General features: G+C 63.4%; 25 protein-coding genes. 13 read left to right on the forward strand and 12 right to left on the reverse strand.

Annotation, left to right across the window (positions count from 1 at the left end; translation table 11 throughout):
* Positions 1-47 precede the first annotated feature (47 nt).
* From rnr to K1177_RS06365, 4 genes are all read left to right on the forward strand, one after another.
* Entirely contained in the window at positions 48-2,357 is a 2,310-nt protein-coding gene (rnr, locus tag K1177_RS06350) for a ribonuclease R (RefSeq protein ID WP_224702465.1), read from the forward strand.
* Positions 2,358-2,361: 4 nt separating this feature from the next.
* Positions 2,362-2,757, forward strand: a complete 396-nt coding sequence (locus tag K1177_RS06355; RefSeq protein WP_224702466.1) for a DUF983 domain-containing protein — start codon at positions 2,362-2,364, stop codon at positions 2,755-2,757.
* 96 nt (positions 2,758-2,853) lie between these two features.
* Positions 2,854-3,021, forward strand: a complete 168-nt coding sequence (gene rpmG, locus K1177_RS06360) for a 50S ribosomal protein L33 (RefSeq protein WP_056233989.1) — start codon at positions 2,854-2,856, stop codon at positions 3,019-3,021.
* A gap of 137 nt (positions 3,022-3,158) precedes the next feature.
* The gene (locus K1177_RS06365; RefSeq protein ID WP_224702467.1) at positions 3,159-3,599 is read left to right on the forward strand and encodes an NUDIX hydrolase; all 441 of its coding nucleotides are present in this window, start codon (positions 3,159-3,161) and stop codon (positions 3,597-3,599) included.
* Between the two features lie 306 nt (positions 3,600-3,905).
* On the opposite strand, the gene K1177_RS06370 is transcribed toward K1177_RS06365, so the two are convergent.
* Positions 3,906-5,276 (reverse strand): PleD family two-component system response regulator, encoded by a 1,371-nt coding sequence (locus tag K1177_RS06370; protein WP_224702468.1) that lies wholly within the window; start codon positions 5,274-5,276, stop codon positions 3,906-3,908.
* A gap of 88 nt (positions 5,277-5,364) precedes the next feature.
* Positions 5,365-5,736, reverse strand: coding sequence for a response regulator (locus K1177_RS06375; protein WP_108459298.1), 372 nt, complete (start codon positions 5,734-5,736; stop codon positions 5,365-5,367).
* A gap of 86 nt (positions 5,737-5,822) precedes the next feature.
* Here K1177_RS06375 and K1177_RS06380 point away from each other — a divergent pair, with 86 nt between their 5' ends.
* From K1177_RS06380 to K1177_RS06415, 8 genes are all read left to right on the forward strand, one after another.
* Positions 5,823-6,113 (forward strand): DUF3572 family protein, encoded by a 291-nt coding sequence (locus K1177_RS06380; protein WP_224702469.1) that lies wholly within the window; start codon positions 5,823-5,825, stop codon positions 6,111-6,113.
* Positions 6,114-6,116: 3 nt separating this feature from the next.
* Positions 6,117-7,442: a DNA polymerase IV gene (locus tag K1177_RS06385; protein WP_224702470.1), complete on the forward strand. Its 1,326-nt coding sequence runs from the start codon at positions 6,117-6,119 to the stop codon at positions 7,440-7,442.
* Entirely contained in the window at positions 7,439-7,897 is a 459-nt protein-coding gene (locus K1177_RS06390; protein ID WP_224702471.1) for a RidA family protein, read from the forward strand. Before K1177_RS06385 ends, K1177_RS06390 begins: the two co-directional genes overlap by 4 nt.
* A 71-nt stretch (positions 7,898-7,968) precedes the next feature.
* The gene (locus K1177_RS06395) at positions 7,969-8,739 is read left to right on the forward strand and encodes a glycerophosphodiester phosphodiesterase family protein (protein WP_224702472.1); all 771 of its coding nucleotides are present in this window, start codon (positions 7,969-7,971) and stop codon (positions 8,737-8,739) included.
* The gene (locus tag K1177_RS06400) at positions 8,723-9,520 is read left to right on the forward strand and encodes an endo alpha-1,4 polygalactosaminidase (RefSeq protein WP_224702473.1); all 798 of its coding nucleotides are present in this window, start codon (positions 8,723-8,725) and stop codon (positions 9,518-9,520) included. Before K1177_RS06395 ends, K1177_RS06400 begins: the two co-directional genes overlap by 17 nt.
* Before the next feature lie 17 nt (positions 9,521-9,537).
* Positions 9,538-10,713, forward strand: a complete 1,176-nt coding sequence (locus tag K1177_RS06405; RefSeq protein WP_224702474.1) for a GNAT family N-acetyltransferase — start codon at positions 9,538-9,540, stop codon at positions 10,711-10,713.
* A gap of 58 nt (positions 10,714-10,771) precedes the next feature.
* The gene (locus tag K1177_RS06410; protein ID WP_224702475.1) at positions 10,772-11,896 is read left to right on the forward strand and encodes a hypothetical protein; all 1,125 of its coding nucleotides are present in this window, start codon (positions 10,772-10,774) and stop codon (positions 11,894-11,896) included.
* A gap of 3 nt (positions 11,897-11,899) precedes the next feature.
* The gene (locus K1177_RS06415) at positions 11,900-12,316 is read left to right on the forward strand and encodes an HIT family protein (RefSeq protein ID WP_224702476.1); all 417 of its coding nucleotides are present in this window, start codon (positions 11,900-11,902) and stop codon (positions 12,314-12,316) included.
* A gap of 15 nt (positions 12,317-12,331) precedes the next feature.
* Here the strand turns inward: K1177_RS06415 and K1177_RS06420 are convergent, their stop codons facing one another.
* Genes K1177_RS06420 through proS form a run of 3 tightly spaced genes read right to left on the reverse strand, consistent with a single transcriptional unit; the run spans position 12,332 to position 15,727 of the window.
* Positions 12,332-13,018, reverse strand: a complete 687-nt coding sequence (locus K1177_RS06420) for an ABC transporter ATP-binding protein (protein WP_224702477.1) — start codon at positions 13,016-13,018, stop codon at positions 12,332-12,334.
* A complete protein-coding gene (locus K1177_RS06425; protein WP_224702478.1) occupies positions 13,011-14,372 on the reverse strand; it encodes an ABC transporter permease in 1,362 nt (453 codons plus the stop codon). Before K1177_RS06425 ends, K1177_RS06420 begins: the two co-directional genes overlap by 8 nt.
* 5 nt (positions 14,373-14,377) lie before the next feature.
* A complete protein-coding gene (proS, locus tag K1177_RS06430; protein WP_224702479.1) occupies positions 14,378-15,727 on the reverse strand; it encodes a proline--tRNA ligase in 1,350 nt (449 codons plus the stop codon).
* Between the two features lie 316 nt (positions 15,728-16,043).
* Here proS and K1177_RS06435 point away from each other — a divergent pair, with 316 nt between their 5' ends.
* Positions 16,044-16,448, forward strand: coding sequence for an MmcQ/YjbR family DNA-binding protein (locus K1177_RS06435; protein WP_224702480.1), 405 nt, complete (start codon positions 16,044-16,046; stop codon positions 16,446-16,448).
* Between the two features lie 131 nt (positions 16,449-16,579).
* On the opposite strand, the gene K1177_RS06440 is transcribed toward K1177_RS06435, so the two are convergent.
* The 7 genes from K1177_RS06440 to nuoK form a co-directional block, all read right to left on the reverse strand.
* Positions 16,580-16,831 carry a DUF1467 family protein gene (locus tag K1177_RS06440; RefSeq protein WP_224702481.1) on the reverse strand — a complete coding sequence of 84 codons (252 nt, stop codon included), beginning with the start codon at positions 16,829-16,831 and terminating at the stop codon, positions 16,580-16,582.
* A gap of 122 nt (positions 16,832-16,953) precedes the next feature.
* Positions 16,954-18,627, reverse strand: coding sequence for a ribonuclease J (locus K1177_RS06445; protein WP_224702482.1), 1,674 nt, complete (start codon positions 18,625-18,627; stop codon positions 16,954-16,956).
* A gap of 70 nt (positions 18,628-18,697) precedes the next feature.
* Positions 18,698-19,528 (reverse strand): biotin--[acetyl-CoA-carboxylase] ligase, encoded by an 831-nt coding sequence (locus K1177_RS06450; protein WP_224702483.1) that lies wholly within the window; start codon positions 19,526-19,528, stop codon positions 18,698-18,700.
* The gene (nuoN, locus tag K1177_RS06455; protein WP_224702484.1) at positions 19,529-20,974 is read right to left on the reverse strand and encodes an NADH-quinone oxidoreductase subunit NuoN; all 1,446 of its coding nucleotides are present in this window, start codon (positions 20,972-20,974) and stop codon (positions 19,529-19,531) included.
* 9 nt (positions 20,975-20,983) lie between these two features.
* Entirely contained in the window at positions 20,984-22,558 is a 1,575-nt protein-coding gene (locus tag K1177_RS06460; RefSeq protein WP_224702485.1) for an NADH-quinone oxidoreductase subunit M, read from the reverse strand.
* A complete protein-coding gene (gene nuoL / locus K1177_RS06465) occupies positions 22,558-24,609 on the reverse strand; it encodes an NADH-quinone oxidoreductase subunit L (RefSeq protein WP_224702486.1) in 2,052 nt (683 codons plus the stop codon). Before nuoL ends, K1177_RS06460 begins: the two co-directional genes overlap by 1 nt.
* Positions 24,610-24,620: 11 nt before the next feature.
* Entirely contained in the window at positions 24,621-24,929 is a 309-nt protein-coding gene (nuoK, locus tag K1177_RS06470; RefSeq protein WP_137153355.1) for an NADH-quinone oxidoreductase subunit NuoK, read from the reverse strand.
* Positions 24,930-24,937: the final 8 nt, after the last annotated feature.

A 24,937-nucleotide genomic window follows, 5' to 3' on the forward strand; every position in this document is an offset into this window, starting at 1 on the left:
CCCCGCCAATCGCCTACATAGGCCCTGCCCTCCATTGAAATTGATTTATGCCCAAGCCCCCGACCAGCACGCCCAGCCGCAAGCCGAGCCCCAAGAGCAAGAACACCTCCGGCCCCCGCCGCGCCACGGCGCCCCGCGCGGATGCGCTGCCCAGCCGTGAGCAGTTGCTGGCTGCGCTCGCCGAGCAGACCGATATCAAGGGCAAGCGCGATCTGGCCAAGGTCTTCGGCATTCGCGGCGACATGCGGCGCCCCTTCAAGGCCATGCTGGCCGAACTCGAGGGCGAGGGCGTCATCACCCGCACCCGCAAGGCGCTGCGCCGCACCGCCGCCCTGCCCCATGTCACCGTTCTCGACATCCCGTCCGATGCCGACCCCGAGAACATGCACGCCTTCCCCGCCCAGTGGAATGATGAGGAAGGCGAAAAGCCCCGCGTCACCGTACTGACAGGCCGAGACGCCCGCGTCGCACCGGCGCCGGGCGACCGCATTCTGGCCCGCATCGACGCCGGCGATGGCGACGTTCCCGTCTATACCGCCAAGGCGATGAAGATCCTCGACAAGCCGCGCCGCGGCCAGATCGGCATCGTGCGCATGGACGATGATGGCGCCCGCCTCATTCCGGTTGATCGCAAGAACAAGGAAATGCGCATCCCGCTGGGCGATCTGCTCAACGCCTCCGATGGCGATCTCGTCGAAGTCGAGGTCAAGCTGTCCGGTCGGTTGATGATACCCCGCGCCAAGGTCACCGCGGTCATCGGCAACCCCATGAGCGAAGGCGCGGTCAGCCTGATCGCCATCCATAATCTTGAAATCCCCTATCGCTTCCCGCAGTCCGTGCTGCGCGAGGCCGAGGAGGCGAGGGAAGCCACCCTCAAGGGCCGTGAGGACTGGCGCGACCTGCCGCTGATCACCATCGATCCCTTCGATGCCAAGGATCACGACGACGCTGTCTACGCCCAGGCCGACACCGACCCGGCCAATGCGGGCGGCCATATCGTCACTGTCGCTATCGCCGATGTCGCCGCCTATGTCACACCCGGCACCGCGCTCGATCGCGAGGCCTATCTGCGCGGCAATTCGGTCTATTTCCCCGATCGCGTCGTGCCCATGCTGCCCGAGCGCATCTCCAACGAACTGTGTTCGCTCAAGCAGGGCGAGCCCCGCGCCGCCTTGGCCGTACGCATGATCTTTGGCGCCGACGGGCGCAAGCGCAGCCACAGCTTCCATCGCGTGCTGATGCGCTCGGCCGCCAAGCTCAGCTACCAGCAGGCCCAGGCCGCCATCGACGGCAATGCCGATGACCAGACCGGTCCGCTGCTCGACCCCATCCTGCGCCCGCTCTACGCCGCCTATGACACCATGGCCAAGGCGCGCGACCAGCGTGGTCCGCTCGATCTCGACCTGCCCGAGCGCAAGATCGTTCTGGACGACAAAGGCATGGTCAAGGACATCCGCATCCCCGAGCGGCTCGATGCCCATCGCCTGATCGAGGAAATGATGATCGCGGCCAATGTCGCGGCCGCCGAAACCCTCGAACAGCACCGCTCCGCCCTGCTCTATCGCACCCATGACGAGCCCTCGTCCGAAAAGCTCCAGGCCCTGCGCGACTTCCTCGGCTCGCTCGATATCGCCATCAAGAAATCCGACAGCGTCCGCGCCAGCGATTTCAACGGCATCCTGTCCCAGGCCCGCAAGGCCGGCAATGTCGAGCAGGTCAGCGAAATGGTGCTGCGCAGCCAGGCCCAGGCCGAATACAGCGCCGAGAACTACGGCCACTTCGGCCTCAATCTCGACCGCTACGCCCATTTCACCTCGCCCATCCGTCGCTATGCCGATCTCATCGTCCACCGTGCGCTGATCTCGGCGCTGCGCCTGGGCGATGATGGCCTCAGCGAAAACGAGGCCCTTCGTCTGCCCGGCATCGCCCAGCACATCTCGGCCACCGAGCGCCGCGCCATGAATGCCGAGCGCGAGACCGCCGATCGCCTGCTCGCCCAGTTCCTCGCCACCAAGATCGGCGCCCGCTTTGAGGGCCGCATCTCGGGCGTCACGCGATCCGGTCTGTTCGTGCGCCTGTTCGAGACCGGCGCCGATGGCTTCATCCCCGCATCCACCTTGGGCCAGGACTACTATCGCTATGTCGAGGAGCGCCAGGCCATGATCGGCGAGCGCACGGGCGAAAAGTTCGCCCTGGGCGATCGCGTCACCGTCCGGTTACTCGAAGCGGCCCCTGTCGCCGGCGCACTGCGCTTTGAGCTGCTGTCGGAGGGTGTACGCGTCAATCCGTCATCTGTTCGCCGCGACAAGAAGCGCCCATCTAGGTCCTTCGGGCCCAAGGGCCGCAGGAAGAGGTAGAGTGATGGAAAACCAGAGCCGTGCGATTGAACATCGCAGCGTAACCCAGGCCATGTGGCGCGGCACGCTGTGCAAATGCCCCCATTGTGGCCAGGGCAAGATGTTCCGCGCCTATCTCAAGGTTGCCGACCATTGCGACAGCTGCGGCGAACAGCTCAACCTGCATCGCGCCGACGACTTCCCGCCCTATATCGCCATCATGATCGTCGGCCACATCCTGGTCGGCCTGATGCTGCACATGGATATGGTCTGGCATGTCGATCCGCTGACCTATCTCTACACCATGGTGCCCCTGGCGGTGATCATGCCGCTGGCCATGCTGCCCTCGATTAAGGGCGCCATCGTCGGCCTGCAGTGGGCCAATCGCATGTATGGCTTCGGCACCGGCCAGATCGACTGAATGCCGGCTTGACAATCTGCGGTAAATCCGTAGGTTGCGGCCAAATTCCGGCGCCGGGGATTCCGCGGCGCCTTTTGCTTTGTGAAGGACTACAGAATGGCCAAAGCTGCTTCCGTCAAGATCAAGCTCGTGTCGACGGCTGACACCGGCTATTACTACGTCACCAAGAAGAACGCCCGCACCCAGACCGAGAAGCTCTCGTACAACAAGTACGATCCGGTTGTGCGCAAGCATGTCGAATTCAAGGAAGCCAAGATCAAGTAATCTGGCTTTTTTGCTGGAGTCTGAGAAAACCCCGCAAGCAATTGCGGGGTTTTTGTTTTATTTCCGCTGCGGCTTTGTTGACGGATATTGACGATCTCGTGACAGTTTGACTCACCACCGAATAAACGGGGATGAGCATGTCCGAAACACCCCTTCTGCGCACGGCGGCCGGCCTCCTGGTGCGCGACGGCCGTGTGCTCCTGGGCCTCCGCGCCGGCTGGAAGCCGGCCTGGCCCAATCACTGGGACGCTATCGGTGGGCGCCTGGAGCCAGGCGAGACGCCCGACCAGGCCCTGCGCCGGGAGATCCGCGAAGAGGTCGGCGTCGAGGTCGAAACCATCGCATTGCTCTGCGAAGTCACCAATCCCGCCTCGGCCAATGGTCCCCTCTCCACCTCCAGCATCTATGCCGTGCTGGGCTGGACAGGTGGCGAGCCCGCCAATGTCTGCGACGAGCATTCCGAGATTGCCTGGTTCACCCCGGCCGAAATCGCCGGCCTCGACCATCTGGCCGGGCACAGCTATCCGGCGCTGGCCCAGCAGGCTGTCGCATTGGCGAATGTGCGCCCCGGGCGGTGAACCGAGTGCTGACACATTGACTGCAAGTGATGCTGAATTTTGAATGGAGTGGCTGGTCCGGAGCGGCATGTCGAAGAGGCCACTCTGTCCGCGTCCGGACCAACCGCCCTACGGGGCTCAGGAGTTGCGGCGGACCTGAGACGAGCCGTAGGGAACCCTCAACCACAACCCCCTAGGGGTCGCTGTCGGTGTTGGGGGCAACCTACGCTCAAGCCGCCAAAACACAAGGAAAACCGGCCATCTCCAGCCGGCAACCTTTTGTTAATTATAACAAATAACCCTAATGGGTCGAATTGTCGGCATCGGCTAGGCCGCGTCGAACACCACCCGGTTGCGGCCTTCGCGCTTGGCGCGATAGAGCGCCACGTCCGCGCGTTTCACCAGCGACTCCGCGGTGTCGGCGCCGCTCTCGTTAAGCGTCACCCCAGCCGACACCGTCATCGCCAGCGTCTTGCCGCCGCCCAGCTCGAAAGGCCGGTCCGCAATGGATTGCCGCACCCGTTCGGCGACCGCTTCGGCCTGCCGGAATTCGGTATCGGGCATCAGTACCACGAACTCCTCGCCGCCGAATCGGCAAGCTAGATCAATGCCGCGGATGTTTCTCTTCAAGCGGGTTGCGAACTCGCGCAGCACCACGTCGCCGCTATCATGGCCATGGGTATCGTTGACAGCCTTGAAGTGGTCGATGTCCAGGATCATCAGCGCCATGTTGCGATCCTGGTTCTGCGCCTTGCCCAGCATCAGCCCCAGGTGCCGGTCGAAATAACGCCGGTTATACAAGCCGGTAAGCTCATCGGTCACGGCCAGGGCCATAGTATTGGTCACGCTCTGGCGCAGCTCCAGCGCATAGCGCTGCCGGCGGATCTGCGTCCGAACCCGCGCAGCGAGCTCATTACGCTCCACCGGGCGGGAAATGAAATCATTGACGCCCAGGTCCAGCGCCCGCACCACCTTGGGCTTGTCGCTGTCCTCGGCCACCAGGATGATCGGCAGGTGCCGGGTATGCTCAAGCGTGCGGATCTGCGAACACACCCTCAGCGGGTCAAAGTCAGCCAGCGCCATCGATACCAGCGCCAGCTCATACTGCGCCCCGGTCACCTGGAACACCGCGTCGGACGGCTGGGTGAGAATATCCACGTCATGCTCGGGCGTCAGGAAGCTCTTGAGCCGCTCGGCATGGCGCTGATCGGTGTCGATGATCAGTAGCGAGCCACCGCTGGTCGTGATGCGGTCCATCGCCCGCAGCGAATCCTCGACGGCCAGCTGCTGGCCGGTCATCGCGCGGGCGCGCAGCTCATCGGTCAGTGACTTCAGGCGCACCAGGCTCTTCACCCGGGCCATCAACTGCATGTCGTCGACCGGCTTGGTCAGAAAATCATCGGCGCCGACTTCGAGTCCCTTCACCCGGTCCGAGGGCTGGTCGAGCGCCGTCACCATCAATACGGGAATATGCAGGGTCTTTGGATTGGCCTTGAGCCGCCGGCAGACCTCGAAGCCGTCCATGTCCGGCATCATCACGTCGAGCAGGACGATATCGACATCCTGGCTGTCGCAGATGGCCAGCGCCTGCGGGCCCGACGAGGCTGTCACTACGTCATAATATTCCGCCGCCAGCCGCGCCTCGAGCAGGCGGACATTGGTGGGAATATCATCAACGATCAGAACGCGTGCGGTCACTACAAGCCCCGGTATTCACGCCGGCCCCGGCAAGACTGCCAGCCCGGACTCGTCAGCCGGACGGAAACTTGTCGCCAAATCTGTCCGGTCAGGCCGGCCCAATGTAGCGGGCAATAGTTTCCAGAAAGTGAGGCACGGAGATTGGTTTGCTGATGTAACCCTCACATCCGCCTTGCAGAATCCGTTCCTCATCACCCTTCATGGCAAAGGCTGTAACGGCGATAACAGGGATATGCGCCAGCTCGTCGTCGTCCTTGAGCCACTTGGTCACCACCAGCCCGGAAACCTCGGGCAATTGGATATCCATCAGGATCAGATCGGGGTGGTGAGCGCGCGCAAGATCGAGCGCTTCCATTCCATTGCGGGTCTGGATGACGGCATAGCCACGCGATTCGAGCAGATCGTTGAAGAGCTTCATGTTGAGCTCATTGTCTTCAACGATCATCACAGTCTTGGGCATGGGTCCTTCCTCGCGCCGACTGGCGCTGGCGACGCTTCGCTTTGTCGCCTGTTTCAGCTAGCATCAAAACTCTTACAAATCACCAAATGAGCCCGCCTGTGCCGCGCATCGAGAAAGTCCAACACTCTGTCGCGCCGCTGGCCGAAGCCTGCCTGGGCTATCTCATCCAGCACCCCGAGGAGCTGCTGGCCTTCATGCAGCATGCCGGCCTCGATGCCGCCGCTCTTCAGTCCGCTGTGGGCTCCCCCGGCCTGCAGCGGGGCCTCATCGACTATTTTGCGGCAAACGAACCGATTCTGCTCGCCTTTTGCGCCAATGCCGCCATGACGCCCGAAGACTTCATGCGGGTCTGGTACAAGCTCAATCCGGCGGGATGAGCCATGGCTGTCGACTGGCTCTGTCGCGACTGCCTGACCTATGCCAGCACCGAGCCGGTGCCCATGCGCTGCCCGGCCTGCGGCTCGCCGCGGCTGCGTAGCCATGAGGAACTCTTTGCCCTCACCACCGCCCATGTCGATTGCGACGCCTTCTACGCCTCGGTCGAAAAGCGCGATGACCCGAGCCTGGCCGACAAGCCACTGATCATCGGCGGTGGCGTGCGCGGCGTCGTCTCCACCTGCTGCTACATCGCCCGCCAGTCCGGCGTGCGCTCGGCCATGCCCATGTTCAAGGCGCGCCAGCTTTGCCCGGACGCCGTGATCATCAAGCCGAACATGAGCAAATATGTCGGCGTCAGCAAGCAGATCCGCCAGCACATGGATGCGCTGACCCCGCTGGTCGAACCCATCTCGCTCGACGAGGCCTTCCTGGACCTCGCAGGCACCCAGTCGCTCCACAAGGCGCCGCCGGCGGTGGTGCTGGCCCGTTTCGCCCGCACCATCGCCACCGAGATCGGCGTCACCATCTCGGTGGGCCTGAGCCATAACAAATTCCTCGCCAAGGTTGCTTCCGATCTAGACAAGCCGCGCGGCTTCGCCGTCATCGGCAAGGCCGAAACCCTGTCGTTCCTGGCGCCACGCCCCATCAGCCTGATCTACGGCGTCGGCAAGGTGCTGGCCGAAACCCTGCGCAAGGATGGCCTGACCACCATCGGGCAATTGCAGGCTGAACCGCCGGAAACCCTGATTCGCCGTTATGGCGAAACCGGCGCCCGACTCGCTCGCCTGTGCCGTGGCGAGGACAGTCGCCGCATTTCCAGCGACGGCGAGATGAAGACGGTGTCGTCCGAAACCACCTTCAACACCGACATTGCCTCGCTCGAGGGTCTCTCCACCGAGCTGCTCAAGGTCAGCGAACGCCTGTCGGAACGGCTCAAGGCCAAGGGCATTGTTGGCGACACAGTGACGCTCAAGCTCAAGTCGGCCGGTTTCCGCTTGCGTACGCGGGCCAGGCACTTGATGATCCCCACACAGCTTGCCAATGTCATCTATGAGACTGGGCTGCAATTGCTCGAGCGCGAAGTGGATGGCACGGCATTCCGGCTGATCGGAATCGGCGTTTCGGGAATCGACGCTGCTGACGGCAATGATCCGGCCGATCTGCTCGAGCCGATCGTGGCCCGCAAGGCCGCTGCCGAACGCGCCATGGATCGCGTTCGCACCCGCTTCGGCCGTGAAGCCGTGGTACGCGGCAAGCTCTACAAACACGCGCCGGCGCCGCAGCCGGCGACAAATGACGACGACCAGAACCAAGGCAAGACCAAATGACCAGCCCGATCGAAAAGCTCCGCGAATATGGCTACGAGCTCCCTGCGCCCAAGGCCCCCGTCGCCAGCTATGTGCCGGTCACCCGCACCGGCAATATCCTTTATGTCTCCGGCCAGATTTCGAGCAATGAGCACGGCGTCGTCACCGGCCTGCTCGGCGACACCATGAATGTGGTTCAGGGCGGCAATGCCGCCGAACTGGCTGCGCTCAACGTGCTGTCACAGATCGTCCACATGGGTGGCGTACCGCTGGACGAGATCAAGCGGATCCTCAAGGTCACGGTTCTGGTCGCCTCCACGCCCGAGTTCACCGAGCAGCATCTGGTGGCAAACGGCTGTTCCAACCTTCTGGTCGGTGTGCTGGGCGACAAGGGCAAGCATGCCCGCGCCGCCTTTGGCGTAGCGTCCCTGCCCTTCGGCGCTGCCGTCGAGATTGAGGCCGTGGTCGAGGTCTGACGTTACAGCACCGTCACAGTTTGCTGGCAGGTCAGGCGCACAACCAGACGACAGCACGCCAGGACTGAACCATGACTGACAGCAAGACTGAACCCATGTTCCCCCGCCCCATCGCCCATCGCGGCCTGCATGACCGTGCAGCGGGCATCATCGAGAACAGCGCGGCGGCCTTCGAGGCCGCCATCGCCGGCAACTTTGCCATCGAATGCGATGTGCAGCTGACCAGCGATGGCGTGCCGGTCATCTTCCATGATGACGACATGGTCCGCCTGCTCGGCCGCGAGGGCGCCGTCGCCGATACCAGCGCGGGCGACATCACCGCCACGCCCCTACTGGACAGCGCCGCAGGTGACTGTCCGCAGCGCTTCACCGATTTTCTCACCCAGATTGCCGGTCGCACCCTGCTGCAGATCGAGCTCAAGGGCCAGCGCGATGCCGCCGGCACGCAGCTTCTCGCTCGCGCGGTGGCCGAGGCGCTCAAGGCCTATGACGGCCCGGTCACCATCGAATCGTTTGATCCCAACCTGTTGACCGCCATCCGCCAGTTCGGCTTCACCGGTCCGCGCGGCATCATCACCTATGCCTATGATCGCCCTGATTGGGACAGCCAGCTCACCGAGCAGCAGCGCTATCGCCTGCGCCATCTGCTGCACTGGCACGAGACCCAGTTCGACTTCATCTCCTGCCACAGCCAGGCCCTCGACCTACCCGCCATCGTCTTCTGGCGCGCGCTGGGCAAGCCCGTGACAGCCTGGACCATTCGCTCTGTCGATGAAGCCCGTGCCGCTCTGGGCGACGCCGACCAGATCGTGTTTGAAGGCTTTGATGTCGCGCAGATCTAGCGCCGGCATCCTGCTCGCGCCGCTGCTGGCCCTGCCGGTCCAGGCGGCCGAAGTGCGCCTCCCCCCGACCGGCGGGCAATATGATTCCCAGCTCGGCGGCGCCTATGCGCCGCCGCCGGGCACCACGATCGTCAGCCGGGACCGCGAAGCCACGCCTGCCGCCGGCCTCTATTCCATCTGCTACATCAACGCCTTCCAGACCCAGCCGCAGGATGCGGACTGGTGGGCGCAAAACCACCCAGAGCTTCTGCTGACCAGTGCCCAGGGCAATCTCGTCTTCGATCCGGGCTGGCCTGACGAGATGCTGCTGGACACCAGCACGGCCCACAAGCGCGCGGCGCTGCTCGACATTGTTGGCCCCTGGATCGACCAATGCGCTAAGGACGGCTTTCAAGCCATCGAGGCGGACAATCTCGACAGCTATTCGCGCTCGGATGGCGCCCTGAGCATGGCCGGCAACCTCGCCTTCGCCAAAGCCCTGGTGGAGCGCGCCCATGCCCTCGGCCTCGCCTTCAGCCAGAAGAACAGCGTCGAGCTGGGCACCAGAGGCCGCGACATCGGCATAGACTTCGCCATTACCGAATCCTGCCAGCTGTTCGAGGAGTGCGACGACTATGCCGCCGTGTTTGGGCGCCATGTGCTCGATATCGAATATGCGGATACGCCGCTGTCCGCCTTCACCGCGGCCTGCCAGCAATTCGGGTCCCAAATCTCCGTGATCCGGCGCGATCACAACCTTACAATACCGGGCAATGCAGCCTATCTTTATCGAGTCTGCTGATTATCCCCGGATCCTTCGTGCCAGCCAACGCCCTGACGGCCACCATCCATCCGACCACGGCGTCCATCCCCGCCGCGGTCTGGAACAGCCTTGTGCCGTCGACCAGTGGCAAGACGGACAACCCCTTTCTCGACCACGCCTTTTTCCTGGCGTTGGAAGAATCCGGCTGCGCCACGGCCCGCACCGGCTGGCAGCCGCAGCACATCCTGCTCAACGACGCATCCGGCGCGCCGGTCGGGCTGATGCCGCTGTTCCTCAAGTCCCATTCCATGGGCGAATATGTGTTCGACCATGGCTGGGCCGATGCGCTGGAGCGGGCGGGCGGGCACTATTATCCCAAGCTGCAGTGCTCAGTACCCTTTACTCCCGCCACCGCGCCCAAGCTGCTCGTGCCCTCGGGCGCCCCAGCCATCCGCGCCGCCCTGCTGGACGCCGCCCAACAGCTCGCCGAGCAGCGCGATGCGTCTTCGGTCCACGCCACCTTCCTGCCCCAGGCCGAGGCTGACGAAATTGCCGGCGATGGCTGGCTCAAGCGCGTCGATACCCAGTTCCACTGGCACAATGACGGCTATGCCAGCTTTGAGGACTTTCTCGAATCGCTCGCCTCGCGCAAGCGCAAGACCATCCGCCGCGAGCGCCGCGATGCTTTGATCGACGGCCTGACGGTTAAATGGCTGACCGGCTCGGATCTGCGCGAACACCATTGGGACGCCTTCTACGCCTTCTATGAAGATACCGGCGCCCGCAAATGGGGCCGCCCCTATCTCAACCGCGAATTCTTCTCGCGTCTCAACCAGTCCATGGCCGACCGCATCGTCCTCATGCTGGCCTATGACGGGGACGAGGCCATTGCCGGCGCCATCAACTTCCTTGGCCACGATCGCATCTTCGGCCGCAACTGGGGCTGCACCCGCGACGTGCCGTTCCTGCATTTCGAGCTCTGCTATTATCAGGCCATCGACTACGCCATCGCCCACAAGCTGGCGGTCGTCGAGGCGGGCGCCCAGGGCGAGCACAAGCTGGCTCGCGGCTATGCCCCTGCCACCACATACTCCGCCCACTGGATTGCCCATCCGGGCCTGCGCCACGCCGTCGCCGACTATCTCGAGCAGGAGCGTCGCGCCGTTGAGCGCAACCAGGAAATGCTCGACCAGTTCACCCCCTTCCGCAAGGGCGAACGGCTCGACCGATAATCCCCCTGCGACGCCGCCTGCCCTTTCCCCTGCGCCCATTCCCCTCTATTGAATGACCATGATCTGGGACATTGTCGTTTTCGCGCTGCAGGCTGGTCTGGTTTTCGTGGTCTCCACGGCACTGTTTGACGCCCTGCACTGGACCCTCCATCGCTGGGAGCGTTCGACCAATCCGCTGTTGCGCCGCTTTTCGGCCTGGCACTGGGTGCATCACAAGTTCCTCGGCCTCGATATGCAGGTCAACCCGGCCTATGCCCGGGCCAATATCTGGTTCCATATCCTGCCGGAATATCTCACCTCCTTGGCCGGCACGCTGATCTTCCTCCTCGTCTTCCCCTGGCCGCCCATCGCGCTTGTGGTGGCAGTGCGCACCGTGATGCTGGTGATGACGCTGCGCGAGGAAGGCCTGGACTACAACCACATGTCCATGGACCGCGTCGGCGGCCAGCAGGGGCGGCTATGGGTGGACAACAACTACCACGCCATGCACCACCTCTATCCGCACAACTTCTTCTCCTCCTTCACCAATGTCTTTGACCTGGTGATGGGCACGGGCTGCCAGATCGCCGGGCGGCGCTTCCTTGTCACCGGTGCCAGCGGCGCCTTCGGTTCGGCCATGGTCAAGCGGCTGGAAAAGCTCGGCGGCAGTGTCGAGACCGCCAAGTCGGGTGTCGACTATGCCCCCGGCGACTATGATCGCATGGACGAAAAACTTGCGCGCGCCGATGTGCTGATCCTGTCCCATGGCGCCATCAAGGACGATTGCTGGAACGCCAACTACGTCACCGCCCGCGATCTCACCGAACGCTTCATCGAGATCGGTAGCACCCGCCTGTCGCCGCCAGAGGTCTGGGGCCTGGGCTCGGAGGTCGAGTTCCACGGCGACATGGGCCTTGATTGGCTCAAGGATTACGCCAGCTCCAAGCGCGCCTTCGCTGCCCGTGCGCGCGACTATTACCGCTCCAATGCCCTGATCTACCGGCACATCGTGCCATCGTCCTTCCAGTCGGCCATGGGCCCGGGCAAGATGAGCGCCGAGACCGCGGTCAGCATTGCGCTTTTCTTCATCAAGCGTGACTTCCGCTACGTGCCGGTGACGCTCACCGGCCTGGCCGTGCTCAACTATTTCCGCTTTCGTTTCTTCCAGAAGGAGCAGCCGGACCTTACCCAGCCGGCGGAGTGACCCATGAGCTATGATTCCAGCAATATCTTCGCCCGCATTCTGCGCGGGGAAATCCCGGCGCACCGTGTCTATGAGGACGAAACCGCGCTGGTGATGATGGATATCTTCCCGCAGTCGCGCGGCCACACCCTGGTCATTCCCAAGGCACCCTCGCGCAATCTGCTCGATGCCGATCCGGCGGCCCTGTCAGCCGTCATGCCGCTGGTGCAGCGCATCGCCAATGCCCTCAAGGCTGCCACTGGTGCCGATGGCATTCGCCTGGCCCAGTTCAACGAAGCCCCGGCCGGGCAGACGGTGTTCCATCTGCATTTTCACCTGATCCCGGTCTATGAAGGCATGGCCCTGGCCCCGCACGCCGGCGGCAAGGCCGATGATGCCGAACTGGCCGAACTGGCCAAGGCGATCGCCGCGGCGCTCTAGCGCCGCCGCACACGCCTAGAGTGTGTGATCCACCACCAGCCCGCCCTTGAGCGTGACGATGCGGTCGGCGCGCCGCGCCAGGTCATGGTTATGCGTGGCGATCAGCGCTGCCGCACCCTCATTGCGAATGAGATTGGCCAGTGCGCCGAACACGATCTCGCTGGTTTCCGGGTCCAGATTGCCCGTCGGCTCGTCGGCCAGGATCACCTTGGGATGATTGGCCGCAGCGCGGGCAATGGCCACGCGCTGCTGCTCGCCGCCTGAGAGCTCCGCCGGACGATGGCTGGCCCTCGGGCCCACACCCAGCAGGTCCAGCAGCTCCATGGAGCGCTTGTTGGCTGCCGCCGGCGCCACGCCGGCAATCAGCTGCGGCATGGTGACGTTCTCCAGCGCCGTGAATTCTGGGAGCAGGTGGTGGAACTGATAGACATAGCCCACCGTCGAGCGCCGCAGCTGCGTGCGTCCGCGGTCGCCCAGCTGGCTGGTCTTGTGCCCCACGATCTCCACTTCGCCCGATTGCGGGCTTTCCAGCAGCCCCGACAGGTGCAGCAGCGTGGACTTGCCGGCGCCCGAGGGTGCCACCAGGGCCACCAGCTCACCGCTGTGCACGGTCAGGTTCGCCGCCTCGAGCACGCGCACGATCTTGTCGCCCTGCCCGTAGTGCCGGTGGACGTCGGTGAGGATGAGATGCGGCTTACTCATAACGCAGGGCCTCGACCGGATCATATTGCGCGGCGCGCCAGGCCGGATAAAGCGTCGCGAGGAAGCTCAGCCCCAGCGCCAGGCAGATCACCACGCCCACTTCCACCGGATCGGTCTTGGACGGCAGCGAGGAGAGGTAGAACACTTCTGGCGGGAAGATCGCCACGCCCAGCGTATTGGACAGGAAAGCCCGCAGCGGCTCGGCATTGGCCGCCACGATCAGCCCCAGCACCACGCCCGAAATGGTGCCGATCACGCCTATGGTCGTGCCGGTGATCGAGAAGATGCGCATGATTGCCCCGCGCGTCGCCCCCATGGTGCGCAGCACGGCAATGTCGCTGCTCTTGTCCTTCACCAGCATGATGAGGCTGGAAATGATGTTGAATGCGGCGACAAGGATGATCATCGAGAGAATGGTGAACATCACCACCCGCTCCACCTGCAGCGCCGAGAAGAACGTCTCGTTGCGCTGCTGCCAGTCGGTCAGCACCAGCGGCCGCGTTGCCGGGTCAGCCTGCAGCTTGAGGCGCATATTGGCCACGTCATCGGGGTCCTTGATGAAGATTTCCGCCGCCGAAACCTTGCCCACGCGCTGATAGGCGGCGTCGATCTCTTCGTCGCTCGCCAGCGGGTCCAGCGGCCCCATGCCCGGCTTGAGCACCTCGTCCACCAGCTTGAAATAGTCCTGCGCCGGCTCGAGCGGCATGTACATGAAGAAGCTGTCGAACTCGACCATGCCCAGGTCGAAGATCACATTGACGGGGAAGGACTTGATCTGCGGCGTGGTGCCAAACGGCGTCATCGCCCCGTCCGGGTTGATGATGGTCACTTGGTCGCCCAGCGACACGCCCAGCGTCTGCGCCAAGCGATAGCCGATGGCCACGCCCTTGCTGGTATCCCAATTGTCCCACCCGCCCTGCTTGGCCCCGCCATGCAGCAGCTTGAGCTTCTTGATATTCTCTTCGTCCATGCCGCGCACGGTGACGCCCGTCGAGCTGCCATTGCCGGACGCCAGCACCTGGCCCTCGACGAAATAGACGGCGAAATCCACGCCATCCACCTTCTGCAGCGAGGCAATGGTTTCCTTGTAGTCGGTGAATTCCCGCTCGATTGGGTAGGCCGTGAAATGCCCGTTCAGCCCCAGGATCTTGGTCAGCAGTTCGGCCCGAAATCCGTTCATCACCGACATCACCACGATCAGCGTCGCAACGCCAATCGCCACGCCCACCATGGTCAGGCTTGCGATCACCGAAATGAACGCCTCCTTGCGCCGGGCGCGCAGATAGCGGCCCGCCACGATCCATTCAAAGCGCGAGAAGGCGCGCGTGCCCTTGTTCAGTGCAGGCGTCGCCATCTCGGTCAAATATCGGTCTTTCTCTGCGGTTCGATCAGGCTCTTGAGGCGGGCCACGGCGGCAGCGATCGGCAGCGTTTCACGCTCACCGGTCTTGCGGTGCTTGATCTCGGCTTCGCCCGATTTCAGGCCGCGCGGTCCCAGGATGATCTGATAGGGAATGCCGATCAGGTCCGCCGTGGTGAACTTGGCGCCAGCGCCCTGGTCGCGGTCGTCATAGAGCATGTCGATTCCGGCCGCGGTGAGCTCGGCATAGAGCGCATCGCAGGCAGCGTCGCATTCGGCATCGCCGGCCTTGAGATTGATCAGCACGGCCTCGAACGGCGCCACCGACACCGGCCAGACAATGCCGGCCTCGTCGTGGAACGCTTCGATCAGTGCGGGCACCAGCCGGGTCGGCCCGATGCCATACGATCCCATGTGCACGGTGATTTCCTTGCCATCCGGTCCGGTGACCGTCGCTTTCATGGGCTCGGAATACTTGGTCCCGAAGTAGAAAATATGGCCGACTTCGATGCCGCGCGCCGAAACGCGATTTTCTTCCGGCACGCTGGCCTCGAACTCGGCCATGTCGACCATTTCCTCGGTCGCGGCATAGAGCGAGGTCCAGTCCTCGAAGATCGGCTTGAGGTCGCCACGGAAATCGGTGTCGGGCCCGGGAATGGGCTTGTCGAGCAGGCGCTTGTCGCAGAACACGGCGCTTTCGCCGGTGTCGGCCAGCACGATCCATTCATGGCTGAGGTCACCGCCGATGGGGCCGGTGTCGGCACGCATCGGAATCGCGGTCAGCCCCATGCGCGCATAGGTGCGCATGTAGGCCACGAACATCCGCTCGTAAGCCTTGACGGCGTCTTCCTTGTCCAGGTCGAACGAATAAGCATCCTTCATCAGGAATTCGCGGCTGCGCATGGTGCCGAAGCGCGGGCGCACCTCGTCACGGAACTTCCACTGGATGTGGTACAGGTTCAGCGGCAGGTCCTTGTAGGATTTCACATAGGTGCGGAAGATGTCGGTGATCATCTCCTCATTGGTCGGGCCATAGAGGAATTCGCGCTCGTGCCGGTCCTCGATGCGCAGCATTTCCTTGCCATAGGCATCGTAGCGCCCGCTTTCGCGCCACAGGTCGGCCGACTGGATGGTGGGCATCAGCAATTGCACCGCGCCGGAGCGATTCTGCTCCTCTTCGATGATCTTCTGCACCTTCATCAGCACTTTGTAGCCCAGCGGCAGCCAGGTGTAGAGGCCGGACGCCTGCTGGCGCACCATGCCCGCCCGCAGCATCAGGCGATGCGAGACGATTTCGGCGTCCTTGGGAACGTCGCGCAGCACCGGCAAAAAATAGCGAGACAGGCGCATGTGAACTCCAGAATGACCGTCGACTCGTGACTTTTCTTGATGCCCACTCAAATCCTACTCGTCCATCCGATGCAAGCATGGAAGGCATGCAGAATCTGCGTGACAGCCCGTGTTTGAGTTGTTAGTGTCACGACCAATCAAGCACAGGCGGTCACAATCCGCCGGACGTCGACAACGTCAAGGGAGGAGCGTTGGCCGCCGCTTTCAATAGCGTGCCTAAGACCAGCGTATTGTCGATCAAACTTATGGAGCGGGGCCTTGTGCCCCGCTTTTTTTATGCAGTTGCAGCAGTTTGTCGGGTTTCGGAGGCATTTTCATGGCCACCCAATCAGATCTGCGTCGCCTGGCCCTCGCGCTCCCTGGCACCTCAGAAGCGCCGCACGTCGATCGCCGCGCCTTCAAGGTGCATCGGATCTACGCCACGCTGGCGGCTGATGGCGCGACGGCGAACCTCAAGTTCACGCCGGACGAGCAGTCCCTGAAATGCATGGTTGCGCCGGAGGTCTTTGCCCCGCTCGACAATGCCTGGGGTCGTCAGGGCTGGACGACGCTGACCCTGGCCGCTGCAACCGAGGCCGATCTCGCCGCAGCGCTCGCCATGGCCCTGCCCACGCCATTACCAAGCCAGGCCGCAAACGCTAGTCAGCTCTGCAGGGACTGGCGTGCAATCAGAATCGGAGTTGGCCGATGGGTGTATCCCGTCCCACCGCGCCGCACCTGATTGGTCTCTGTCCGCTAACCGCTGTGCCCGTCATTGCCCGGCTCGTCCGGGGCAAACCTCGCCCATGAACGGGACCAGTCTCTCCCCCTTCAGGGGGAGGCTTTCGAGAGCCCCTGCCCCCGTCGCTGTCCTCAGCGATTCCAGTAGTGGTGCAGTGTCTCGTTGGACATGGCCCACATCAGCAGCGCCGTGAGCAGCATCGCCAGTGCGGTCGCTATCAGCGCCTTGCGCAGAATGCGCGGGCGCATTGGCGCGCCGGGATCGCTACCTGCAACGACTTTCTCGCCGGCCTCGTGAAAGCTCTGGTTGCCGATCGGCAGCACAGCCACGAAGCTGATCCACCACATCACGAAAAACACGGCGATGAGCGACCCGATCTGCATGGTCTGTCCTGACAGCAAGTTGAAAAAGTTTGGGCCGCCAGCATACGCCCGCGGCCCCATGAGGCGATAGCAGCAATCTTGTCGCGGCGCGCGCCATGGCAACCGCCGCGACAACTTAACCGTCAGACGCGGTGTACGAACACCGACACATTGGGCTTGCGGCCCCAATAGGCATTCACCTCGTTGCGAATGGCCTTGAACAGCGCCGAGTTGAGCACTTCGGTGTCGCTGCGCCGCTTGGGCGGCATGGACTTGAGCACGCCATCGATGGTGTCTTCCACCAACTCGGTCAGCGACTCGTCCTCGGTCTCGGGCAGCCCGTCGATCACCAGATCCGGCCCCGACACCACTTGACCGCCGCCATTCACGCACAGGCTCACCACCACATGGCCGCCGAATGACAGCCGGCGCCGGCCCTTGACGCCCGATTCCTCGGGCGTGCACAGCACAAGGCCGTCGAGATAGAGCTCGCCGGTGCGCACTTCGCCCGGCATCAGCATCGGCTCGGGAAAGAGCCGCACCATGTCGCCATTGCGCGCTTCACACACATTGGCGATGCCCGATTCCCGGCCCAGCTTGGCATGGGCGGTCAGATGCACGGCTTCGCCATGCACCGGCACCAGCACGTCGGGCTTGAGCCAGCTGTAGAGCTGGCGGATTTCGTCGCGCCGCGGATGGCCGGTCACATGCACCAGCCCGTCATTGGCGGTGATGACCTCGACGCCCTGGTCGATCAGGCGGTTCTGGATGTCGATGACCTCGCGCTCATTGCCCGGAATGGCCCAGGACGAGAAGATCATCCGGTCGCCCGCCGTCAGCGCGATCACCGGATGGTCGCCGCGCGCGATACGGGCAATGGCGGCCCGCGCCTCGCCCTGGCTGCCGGTGCAGATCAGCACGATCTTGTTGCGCGCAATACTGCGATAGGCGTCCTGGTCGAGCAGCGGCGGCAGGCCTTCCAGCATGCCCAGCTCGCGGGCAATGCCCATGATGCGGTGCAGCGAACGGCCCGACATCACCACCTGGCGCCCGGCCTTCTCGGCGGCACGGACGATTGAGATCACCCGGCCGACGTTGGAGGCAAAGGTGGTCACCGCCACGCGATTGGGTGACTCGGCGATCATGGCCGCCAGATTGGCCGCCACTTCCGCCTCGCTCGGGCTTTCGCCTTCCTTGAGCGCATTGGTGGAATCGCAGATCAGCGCCAGGGGCGTCGAGCGGTCTTCGCCAATGGCCTTGAGGCGCGCCACGTCCGTGGGCGCATTGCCGACCGGCGTGGGGTCGAGCTTCCAGTCGCCGGTGTGCAGTGCGCGGCCGGCCGGCGTCGAGATCAGCAGGGCATTCGATTCCGGAATCGAATGCGCCACATTGATCGCCTCGATGGTGAAGGGCCCGACCGTGAACGGCTTGCCGGGCACCATGATGGTCATGTCGACATTTTCGACAATGCCATCCCCTGCCCGCTTGGCCGCCAACATGGCGGCGGTGAAGCGGGTGGCGAACACCGGCTTCTCAAAGCCCGGCCACAGGTCGAGCACGGCGCCGTAATGGTCTTCGTGGCTATGGGTCAGGATCAGCGCCAGCACGTCGTCGGCGCGTTCCTCCAGAAATTCCGGATCAGCCATGATCAGCTCGATCCCCGGCAGGTCCGGCCCGCCGAAGGTCACGCCGCAGTCGACCACGATCCACTTGCGGGATTTCTCCGGCCCGAAGCCGTAGGCGCCCATATTCATGCCGATCTCGCCGACGCCGCCAAGCGGCACAAATACGAGTTCGTCCCTTTGGGTTTTAGCCATGGGTCTTTCAGTCCTTTCGAGCGCAACGCCGGAGCGATCTTTGGTCGCCGGTCGCCTGCGCAATTGATGGTCAGCTTCGGGCGCTGGCCGTTGCCCCAAAATGCACGTCGCCCGCCGTGATTGCGATCAGGCGGTCGTCTTCCGCGCGGACGATCAGCCGTCCCGCGTCGTCGATGGTTTCAAAAATGCCGCGCAGCACATCACCGTCCTGGGTGACAGCCACCGGTCCACCGATCCCGGCTGCAGAGGCCCGCCAATCGGCCAATACCGACGCCAGGCCCTGCCCGTCATTCCATTGGCCGAACACCTCGGCCCAGGCATCCGAGAGCGCCTCGAACACCTCTTCGGCCGAGCGCGTCACGCCCAGACTGTTTATATAGATCGCCGGATAGGGCAAACCATCAGGCGCCGCCACAACATTGACGCCAATGCCGATGGCCACTGCCGACCGGCCGTCCGGCGTCCGCACGGCTTCGAGCAGGATGCCTGCGAGCTTTGCGCCGTCGGCCAGCATGTCATTGGGCCATTTGAGCGCCATGCGCCCGCGGCCATTGGCACTGTCGGCGCCATCGAGCCCGACCTGAACCAACCCCTTGGGCAAAATAGTGGTGAGCGCCCGGTTGAGCGACACCCCGGCCACAAAGCCCAGCGTTGCCGTCACAGCGGGATCGCAGTCGGGCACCACCAACAGCGTTGCCGCCAGATTGCCATGCGGATTGACCCAGGCCCGGCCACGCCGGCCGCGACCACTGGTCTGCTGCCGCGCCGCGAACCAGATGCCGCCCGGATCGCCGGCGGAGGCAGCCGCCAGCGCTTCCTGATTGGTTGACCCAATGCTGTCAAAGCTGCGCAGCCGATAGCCGGCTGCGCGCGCCTTGGGTCCGAGCGCGAAGTCGGTCACCTAGAACAGGCTTCCTGCGGCGGACTGGGCAAGCCCGGCCAGCGGCCCGGCGACGGTGAAGTAATACGTCACCACCACAAAGCCGGTCACGGCCATGATGATGTTGAGCTCGGCCGGAACCGCCTCGAACTCGCGCACCGGGGCGTCGAAATACATCACCTTGATCACGCGCAGGTAGTAGAAGGCGCTGATGGCCGAAGCCAGCACGCCGATCACCGCCAGCACATAGAGATGCGCATGGATCGCCGCCAGAAACACATGCCACTTGGCGAAGAACCCTGCGAGCGGCGGCATGCCGATCAGCGAGAACATGACGATGGCCATGATCGCCGCGACGAACGGACGGTGCTGGGCGGCGCCAGCCAGATCCTCGATGGTCTCGACATATCCCGCACTGGTGCGCAGCGACAGGATGCAGGCGAACAGCGCGACCGTCATGGTGACATAGATCGCCATATAGATCGCGACGCCTTCAACACCACCCTGCGTTCCCGAGGACAGGCCCACCAAGGCAAAGCCCACGTGACCGATTGAGGAATAGGCAATCAGGCGCTTGATGGACTTCTGCCCGATGGCCGCAAAGGCCGCCAGCACCATCGATGCGATGGAAAGGAAGATGACGATCTGCTGCCAGTCGTGGCTGATGCCCTTGAAGGTATCAGTCACCAGGCGCACCATCAGCGCCATGGCGGCAACCTTGGGCGCAGTGGCAAAGAAGGCCGTCACAGGGGTGGGAGCGCCTTCATACACGTCCGGCGTCCACATGTGGAACGGCACGGCCGAGATCTTGAAGGCCACGCCAGCCAGCAGGAACACCACGCCGAAGATCAGGCCGATCGAACGGCCTTCCTGGGCGATCGCCACCAAGATTTCGCTGAGATTGGTGTGGCCGGTAAAGCCATACACCAGCGACGAGCCATAGAGCAGCATGCCCGAGCTCAGCGCGCCCAACACGAAGTACTTCAGGCCCGCCTCGGTCGCCTTGCTGTCCTCGCGCTTGATGGCCGCCAGCACATAGAGCGACAGCGACTGCAGCTCGAGGCCGACATAAAGGCTCATCAAATCGTTGGCCGACACCATCATCATCATGCCGAGCGTCGCCAGCACGACCAGCACGGCATATTCGTACTTGTGGGTGCCATTTTCCTCGGCCCGCGGCAGCGCCAGCAGCAGCGAGAGGGCCGAGCCCCCCAGCACCAGCGCCTTCATATAGCGGGCGAAGCCATCGGCGATGAACACGCCGTTGAACAGCACGCCGTCCTTGGGCTGCAGGATAACCAGGGCCGCGGTGACAATCAGCAGCAGCACGGCGCCATAGGACACCAGCACCGAGCGCTCCTTGTTGACCACGACACCAATCATCAGAAGCACCACGGCGCCAATCGCCAGCAGCATTTCCGGATAGGCGGGAGCCAGGCTCGCGAAATCGATAACGTCTGAGTTCACGGGACTCTCCTAGTGGGCAGCAGGCGCGGCGGCGGGCTCTTCGGCCGCAGCAACCGGTTCAGCATGGGCAAGGGGCGCCTGCGCCTGGGCAAGCGACACTGCCGGGTCAAGGCCAACGGCCGTGGCATAGTTCGTCACCAGCCGGTTCACAGCCGCCGCCGTCGTATCGAGAATTGGCGCGGGATAGAAGCCGAACACCACCGTCAGCACGATCAGGGGATAGAGCATCACCTTCTCGCGCAGGTTGAGGTCGAGAATGGCCTTGAGGCTATCCTTGGTCAGCGCACCGAAGATCACGCGGCGATAGAGCCACAAGGCATAGGCCGCCGAGAAGATCACGCCAAAGGCGGCGCCAAAGCCGACCCAGGTGTTGACCTGGAACACGCCGAGCATGGTGAGGAATTCACCCACGAAACCCGAGGTGCCCGGCAGGCCCACATTGGCCATGGTGAACACCATGAAGGCGAAGGCATAGCGCGGCATGCGCTCGACCAGACCACCATAGGCTTCGATGTCACGGGTGTGCATGCGGTCGTAGATCACGCCGACACACAGGAACAGCGCGCCCGACACGATGCCGTGCGAGATCATCTGGAACATGGCACCCTGAATGCCCAGGGCATTGCCGGCAAAGATACCCATGGTCACAAAGCCCATGTGCGCCACCGACGAATAGGCGATCAGCTTCTTGATGTCGGTCTGCACCAGGGCCACCAGCGAGGTGACGACGATCGCGGCCACCGACAGGAAGAACACGATATTGGCAAACTGGGCCGAAGCGTCGGGGAACATCGAGATGCTGAAGCGCAGGAAGCCATAGCCGCCCAGCTTGAGCAGGATCGCCGCCAGGATCACGGAGCCAGCGGTCGGCGCCTGCACGTGCGCTTCCGGCAGCCAACGGTGGAACGGCCACATCGGCATCTTGACCGCCAGCGAGGCGAAGAACGCCCACCACAGCCAGGGCTGCCAGGACTTGGGGAAGTCGTGGTCCAGCAGCTTGGTGATGTCGGTCGTGCCGCCATTCCAATACATGGCCATGATGGCCAGCAGCATCAGCACCGAGCCGACGAAGGTGTAGAAGAAGAATTTGTAGCTGGCCTGGATGCGGGCCGCACCACCCCAGATGCCGATGATCAGGAACATCGGCAGCAGCGTGCCTTCGAAGAACACATAGAACATGGCCAGATCGAGCGTGGTGAACACGCCGATCATCAGCGTCTCGAGGATCAGGAACACGATCATGTATTCCTTGACCCGCTCGGTCACCGACTCCCAGCTTGCCAGGATGGCAAACGGCATCAGCAGCGCCGTCAGCACCACGAACAGCACCGAAATGCCGTCCACGCCAACGCGATAGCCGATGGTGTCACCGACCCAGGCCAGGTTCACCACGAACTGGAACCCGTCATTGCTGGGGTCAAAGGCGCGCCACATGGCCAGCGAGAGCACCAGCACCACGCCGGTGACAATCAGGGCCGTCCAGCGGATGGCCGCTTCCGCCGTCCGTGGCGTCAGCAGGATCGCTATGGCCCCCAGCATGGGCAGCCACGTGAGGACTGTGAGAATGGAGTTTTCGAAGGTCATCAGATCAGTCCCCCGGCCGCAATGGCCCAGGTCAGCAGAGCCGCGATGCCGATCAGCATGGCGAAGGCATAATGGTAGAGATAGCCCGACTGGAGCTTGGTAACCCAGCTGGTCACGTTGAGCACGCGCCGGCCGAGGCCGCCGGTGATCTTGTCGTCCACCAGCCAGTCATCAAAGCCCTTCCAGAACGCACGGCCGATCCACAGCGCAGGCTTCACGAAGATGAAGTCATACAGCTCGTCGAAGTACCACTTGTTGAGCAGGAACTTGTAGAGGCCAGGATTGGTCGCGGCCAGCTTGGCCGGGGTCTCCGGACGGCGGATATACATGTACCAGGCGGTTACAAAACCGATCACCATGGCAATCGTCGCGCTCCACTTCACCCACAGCGGCACATGGTGCGCTGCCTCGATGATCTCGTGGTCGACCACGATGGCACCGGCGAAGAAGTGTTCGATATGCTCCACATCGTGGAAGAACATGCCGTAGAACACCGCACCTGCGAGCACCGCACCGACAGCCAGCACATAAAGCGGCACCAGCATCACATTGGGCGCCTCATGGGCATTGTCATAGGCCGAGCCGTGGTGGCCATGGTCGTCATGCGCATGGTCGTCATGGGCATGGTGATCATGCGCCGGCTCGCGCGGCGTGCCGTGGAAGGTCAGGTGGATCAGGCGCCACGAGTAGAAGCTCGTGAACAGCGCCGCAATCACCAGCAGCCAGAAGGCGAACATGCCCGTGTTGCCGCCGACGGCATAGGCCGCCTCGATGATCGAGTCCTTGGAGAAGAAGCCGGCAAAGCCCAGCCATTCCGAACCCGGAATACCCACACCGGTCAGCGCCAGGGTGCCGATCAGCATCATGGCATAGGTGATCGGGATCTTCTTGCGCAGGCCGCCCATGTTCCGCATGTCCTGCTCATGGTGCATGGCATGGATCACCGCGCCAGCGCCCAGGAACAGCAGCGCCTTGAAGAAGGCGTGGGTGAACAGGTGGAACACACCGGCCGAATAGGCCCCTGCCCCAAGCGCCACGAACATGTAGCCGAGCTGCGAACAGGTCGAATAGGCGATCACGCGCTTGATGTCGTTCTGCACCAGGCCCACCGTCGCCGCGAAGAACGCGGTGATGGCGCCGATCACCAGCACGAAAGTCATCGCGGTCGGCGAAGTCTCGAACAGCGGCGACAGGCGCGCCACCATGAACACGCCGGCGGTCACCATGGTGGCCGCGTGGATCAGCGCCGACACCGGGGTCGGGCCTTCCATGGCGTCCGGCAGCCAGGTGTGCAGCAGGAACTGTGCCGACTTGCCCATGGCGCCCATGAACAGCAGCAGGCAGATGACAGTCATGGCGTCGAGCTTCCAGCCGAGGAACTGCATCACCGGCAGGCCGGTGGTGCCGAACTCGCCCACGGCGTGGAACGCGCCGTCGAAGTCGATATGGCCCAGCACCATGAAGGCGCCGAAAATGCCCAGGGCAAAGCCGAAGTCACCCACGCGGTTGACCACGAAGGCCTTCATGGCCGCCGCCGTTGCCGACGGCTTGGTGTACCAGAAGCCGATCAGCAGGTACGAAGCCAGGCCCACGCCTTCCCAGCCGAAGAACATCTGCAGGAAGTTGTCGGCCGTCACCAGCATCAGCATGGCGAAGGTGAACAGGCTCAGATAGGCGAAGAAGCGGCTGCGGTGCGGATCGTCGGCCATGTAGCCGATCGAATAGATGTGCACCAGGCTCGACACCGTGTTGACCACCACCAGCATGATGGCCGTCAGCGTATCGACGCGCAGCACCCAGCGCAGGTCCATGTCGCCGACCTGGATCCAGCGCATCACCTCGACCTTGACCACGGCCGTATGGCCGTCTGCCACGGCACCGGCAAGTCCGCCGCCAAAGGCGACCGGCAGGAACACGACCCAGCTCAGCACCGCTGCAATCAGCAGCAGGCCCGTGGTGATATATTCGCTGGTCCGGTGACCGATGGTCCGACCCAGAAGCCCCGCTATCAGCGCACCGATAAGGGGCAGGAAAACAATCGCTTGAATCATAGCGGTGGTTCTTAGCCCTTCATCGTGTTGACGTCTTCAACCGCGATCGAGCCACGGTTGCGATAGAAAATGACCAGGATGGCCAGGCCGATGGCGGCCTCGGCGGCAGCCACTGTCAGGATCAGCAGCGCAAAGATCTGACCCTGCAGGTCATTGAGCTGCGCACTGAAGGCCACCAGATTGAGGTTCACCGCCAGCAGGATGAGCTCCACCGACATCAGGATGACGATGATGTTCTTGCGGTTGATGAAAATGCCGAACACGCCCAGCGTGAACAGAATGGCTGCTACGGTCAGGTAGTGACCGAGCCCGATACCCAAGCCCATGT

The organism is Devosia aquimaris, assembly GCF_020169335.1.
Lineage (GTDB): Bacteria > Pseudomonadota > Alphaproteobacteria > Rhizobiales > Devosiaceae > Devosia > Devosia aquimaris.